Below are 927 nucleotides of genomic sequence, written 5' to 3'. Positions count from 1 at the left end.
CTTATATTAACCTTGACAAGGTGGTTTTATAGATGATTTTATTTTTCAAAAACAGCGTAATCTGAAACTTTAAAACTGAAGCTTTTTCCATTATTGAAATCTCTTTTCGTTCCGTCAAAAACATTTTTGAAAATGCCCGAAACATTTTCATCTTCAATGGTAAACTCTACATTTTCTCTTGAAAAATTTAAAACTACTAAAACTTCATTCCATTTATTTTTTCTGATGTAGGCAAAAATTTTGTCATTTGCAGAAGTATTCAAAAGGTAGGTCACAACATTAGGATCACCTCCCCTTAAAGCCGGATTTGATGATTTCAGGCTTAATAAAGTCTTGTAAAAATCAGCCATTTCACAATGATTCTTCCACTCGATCGGATCTTTTTCAAAAAATTCTAATCTTTTCAAATTAGGAAGCTCCTGCCCGGAATAAAGCAAAGGAATTCCGTTCCAGGTAGCAGAAAATACAGCCATTGGTTTGGTAATATCACCATATTTTTCATACTCTGTTCCGTTCCAGGAGTTTTCGTCATGATTGGTGGTAAACCACGCTCTCATTGAAGAATCTCCTATTTTCGAATATTTTCTAAGCAAATCTGTAAGCTCATGAATCGGTTGATTATCTTTATAAAATTCAGCCGATTTGTGCATCCATTTCCAGGAGTAACTTGCATCAAAAATTTTTCCGTGTTCCGGGCTTTCAAGTTCATCAAACTCACCAATCCAGAAAAGAGGTTTTATTTTTTCAAGTTCCGGTCGTGCTTCTTTCCAAAAATCTACTGTTACCCATGAAGCCAGATCGCATCTGAAACCATCAATCCCGGTTTCTTCGATCCAGAATTTCATGGCATCGATCATGGCTTTTCTCATTTCCTGATTTTCGTAATCGAGTTCGATAATATCATCCATTCCGGAAGCCATTTTGAAA

The 927-nt window shown here is 35.3% G+C and carries 1 protein-coding gene; it reads right to left on the bottom strand.

Going from position 1 to position 927, the window contains the following annotated elements:
• Window positions 1–38: 38 nt before the first annotated feature.
• A partial coding sequence (locus AB4Y90_RS18060) for an alpha-amylase family glycosyl hydrolase (RefSeq protein WP_441558940.1) occupies window positions 39–927 on the bottom strand: 889 nt, incomplete at its 5' end.

The sequence above is a fragment of the Chryseobacterium sp. 2TAF14 genome, from assembly GCF_052115105.1.
GTDB lineage: Bacteria > Bacteroidota > Bacteroidia > Flavobacteriales > Weeksellaceae > Chryseobacterium.
The sequence above is the reverse complement of the archived record's forward strand: the minus strand, read 5'-3'. Positions and strand labels throughout refer to the sequence as shown.